The following is a 3159-nucleotide window of genomic DNA, read 5'->3' as shown; positions in this document are numbered from 1 at the left end:
TCACCGGCGCGGCGGGGCTGCTGGCCTCCTGGGTCATCACCCTCGACAAGTTCAAGCTGCTCCAGGACCCCGACTTCACCCCGGGGTGCAGCCTGAACCCGGTGGTGTCCTGCGGCAGTGTCATGGAGAGCGACCAGGCCGAGGCCTTCGGCTTCCCCAACCCGATGCTCGGACTGGTGGCGTACGGCATCGTGATCTGCGTCGGCATGAGCGTGCTGGCCGGCGCCGCCTTCCCGCGCTGGTACTGGCTGACCTTCGACGCCGGCTGCCTGTTCGGCGTCGGCTTCGTGTCGTGGCTGCAGTTCGAGTCGCTGTACCGGATCAATGCCCTGTGTCTGTGGTGCGCCCTGGCATGGGTCGCCACGATCGTCCTGTTCTGGTACGTCACCTCGTTCGCCGTCCGCCGCGCGTTCCTGCCCGCGCCGGGCTGGTCGCGTGCCCTCTTCGCCGAGTTCACCTGGGTGATCCCGCTGTCGCACGTCGGGATCGTCGGCATGTTGGTCCTGACCCGCTGGTGGGACTTCTGGACGAGCTGACCGCCGTACGTCGTACTACTGCGGCAACCGGGGGAATCTCGCGCTGGTCACCGCACCAGGATCGTTACCGGTACGGACGTTGAGCCTGCCGAAACCTGAAAGGGACCGTAACTGCCATGAGGTCGACCACCCGAGGAACCCTTGCCGTTGTCATCACGGGCATCGCGGCCGCGGTGGGGGCTGCCGCGTCCCCCGCCGCGGCGGTGGGCACGGTCCCCGTACCCGTGCCGCTGGACGGCGCCGAGCGCGCCCTCCACATGGAGCTGCCGGAGGTCGGCGGGAAGATCCCGGTGGCGACGCCGGGCGTCCCCGAGGCGCCGAAGTTCGTCGAGGGCCGGCTCATGCCGGAGCGGACGATTCCGCGCGTGCCGGTCAACGGCGGGCTGCCCGGTGCCGACCTGACCGCGCCGGTGCCGCACGTCCTCGACGACGACTTCGACCACCTCGGCCTCGACGCGCCCGCCGCCGACGTGCGCACGCTGACGCCGGGCCTGGCCCTGGACGCCCCGCTGACCGCGCCGAAGCCCGGCAGCGGCGCTCTGCCGCAGCCGAAGCTTCCCGAGGCGGGCGTCCTGCTGCCCATGGTGCAGGCCGCGCCGGGCGCCGACCTGACCGCGGGCCCCGGCCTGTAGGGCGCCTCCTCCCGCCCGACGGGGCCCGGACCGTGACACGGCCCGGGCCCCGTCGGCGCTCCCGGCGCAGAGGTTCACCCCCTTGGGCCTCGGACGGTGACCGCGCAGGCCGTCGGGCGGTTACCGGTACGGACAACGGAACCCGACCCCGCTTGCGGACGAGACGAGGAGCACACGATGGTCATGAGCGTCGGCCGAGAACCGGTGGGCGCCGATCCCTCCCGGGCGAGCCCGGAGGGCGGCGCTCCCGCCCGCCGGAGCAGGCGGGGCCTGCTGCTCGGGCTCTTCGGCCCGGCCGCCGTAGCGGCGGCGCTCACCCCGGTCGTCCTCGCCTCGCGGATGCCGCACGCGGCCGAACGGGCCGCCCGCCTCGTCTTCGACGAGACGTACCGGGGCCGCCGGATCCGCGGCATCCGCACCGCCACGGCCGCCGCGCGCGGCGCTCTCGGCGCCGGAGGGTGGCACGTCACCGTGGACGGACGCCCGCTGCACCTGATGCGCCGCGCGGACGGTACCTGGCTGAGCATGGTCGACCACTACCGGTCCTACGCCACCGCGCTGGACGCCGCCCGGGCGGCCGTCGACGAACTGGGACCCGGACGGCAGCTGCGGGAGACGTACAGCGACGGGGCGGACATGGGGGGACACAGTGGCGTACACGCGTAAGGACGTCAGCACACTGACCGCGGCCGAGAAGCGGCGGTTCGTGCGGGCGATGCTGGAGCTGAAACGGCGCGGCGAGTACGACGAGTTCGTACGGATGCACATCGACTTCTACGTCTCGGACGGCGAGGACGGACTGCGTACGGCGCACATGGCGCCCTCCTTCCTGCCCTGGCACCGTCGCTTCCTGCTGGAGCTGGAGCGGGCCCTGCGGCGCGTCGACTCCTCGGTGACCGTGCCGTACTGGGACTGGACCCGCGACCGCACGACGAGCGCGGCGCCCTGGACGGACGATCTGCTCGGCGGCACCGGCCGGCCCCCGGACCGGCGGGTGACGACCGGACCGTTCGCCTACGCGACCGGCAACTGGACGCTCAAGGAGCGCATCACCGACGAGGACTACCTCACCCGGGAACTCGGGCGTCCCGCCGATCCGATCGAGCTGCCCACGCGCAGCGACCTCGAGTGGGCCCTGCAGGACCCCCTCTACGACACCTCGCCCTGGAACTCGACGTCCACCAAGGGGTTCCGCAACAAGCTGGAGGGGTGGGGGAGAGGCCAGGGCGCGGCCGCCTGGCGCAACCACAACCGGGTGCACCGCTGGGTCGGCGGGGTGATGGTGAGCGGCGCCTCCGTCAACGACCCGGTCTTCTGGCTGCACCACGCCTTCGTCGACCTGTGCTGGTCGCGCTGGCAGCGACGGCACCGCGACCACCGCTATCTGCCCGCGACGCCGCCCGGCCGGGGCAGCGCCCAGCGCGGCCGCATCGTCGCCCGCCACGAGAAGCTCCCGCCGTGGGACGTGACCCCGGACGAGCTCGAGGACCACGGCAGGATCTACCGGTACGCGTAGGCCGTACGGCGGCACGGAACCACGCGTCCGGACGCACGAGAGCCCCGGCGCTGAAAGGTGCCGGGGCTCTGCGGGGTGTGCGGGCGATCAGCCGCCGTAGCCCTGCCCGTGGCCGCTCTTGTGGCCACCGGCGCGGTGCTCCTTGTGGGCGCCGTTCTTCTTGTCGGAGTCCTTCGACTCCTTGTGGTCGCCACTGCCGTTCTCGCAGTGGTTGCCGAACGCCGGGTTCAGCAGACCGAACACGTCGACGGTGTTGCCGCACAGGTTGACCGGGATGTGGATCGGGACCTGGACGACGTTGCCCGACAGGAAGCCGGGCGAGTGGACAGCTGCGGCGTTGGCGCCCGCGTCCGCCATGGCCAGGCCGGCGCCGCCGATCATCACGGCACCGGTGCCGAGGGCGACTCCGGCTGCCTTCGCGATGCGAGACATCACGTTCTCCTTTGGTTCGGGGGGTACGACGGCAGGACGCGCC

General features: G+C 72.3%; 5 protein-coding genes. 4 read left to right on the top strand and 1 reads right to left on the bottom strand.

All coding sequences use genetic code 11. The features are described from left to right. The 4 genes from JF597_RS52780 to JF597_RS52765 form a co-directional block, all read left to right on the top strand. The coding region (locus JF597_RS52780; protein WP_294014072.1) for a vitamin K epoxide reductase family protein at positions 1–536 on the top strand (536 nt) is incomplete at its 5' end. Positions 537–652: 116 nt separating this feature from the next. After that, complete coding sequence (locus JF597_RS52775) at positions 653–1168, top strand: hypothetical protein (RefSeq protein ID WP_294014070.1); 516 nt, start codon at positions 653–655, stop codon at positions 1166–1168. 177 nt (positions 1169–1345) lie between these two features. Further along, entirely contained in the window at positions 1346–1834 is a 489-nt protein-coding gene (locus tag JF597_RS52770; protein ID WP_294014068.1) for a tyrosinase family oxidase copper chaperone, read from the top strand. Next, positions 1818–2684 (top strand): tyrosinase family protein, encoded by an 867-nt coding sequence (locus tag JF597_RS52765; RefSeq protein WP_294014066.1) that lies wholly within the window; start codon positions 1818–1820, stop codon positions 2682–2684. The genes JF597_RS52770 and JF597_RS52765 overlap by 17 nt, the downstream gene beginning before the upstream one ends. Positions 2685–2771: 87 nt before the next feature. Here JF597_RS52765 and JF597_RS52760 read toward each other — a convergent pair whose 3' ends face one another. Next, positions 2772–3116: a chaplin gene (locus JF597_RS52760; RefSeq protein WP_294014064.1), complete on the bottom strand. Its 345-nt coding sequence runs from the start codon at positions 3114–3116 to the stop codon at positions 2772–2774. Between the last annotated feature and the right edge of the window lie 43 nt (positions 3117–3159).

The sequence above is a fragment of the Streptomyces sp. genome, assembly GCF_019510245.1.
Taxonomy (GTDB): Bacteria; Actinomycetota; Actinomycetes; order Streptomycetales; family Streptomycetaceae; genus Streptomyces.
This window is presented reverse-complemented; position numbering and strand designations above follow the sequence as displayed.

Coding starts and splice junctions, on each gene's coding strand:
- JF597_RS52775 (WP_294014070.1), top strand. CDS start 653: ATGAGGTCGACCACCCGAGGAACCCTTGCCGTTGTCATCACGGGCATC.
- JF597_RS52770 (WP_294014068.1), top strand. CDS start 1,346: ATGGTCATGAGCGTCGGCCGAGAACCGGTGGGCGCCGATCCCTCCCGG.
- JF597_RS52760 (WP_294014064.1), bottom strand. CDS start 3,116: ATGTCTCGCATCGCGAAGGCAGCCGGAGTCGCCCTCGGCACCGGTGCC.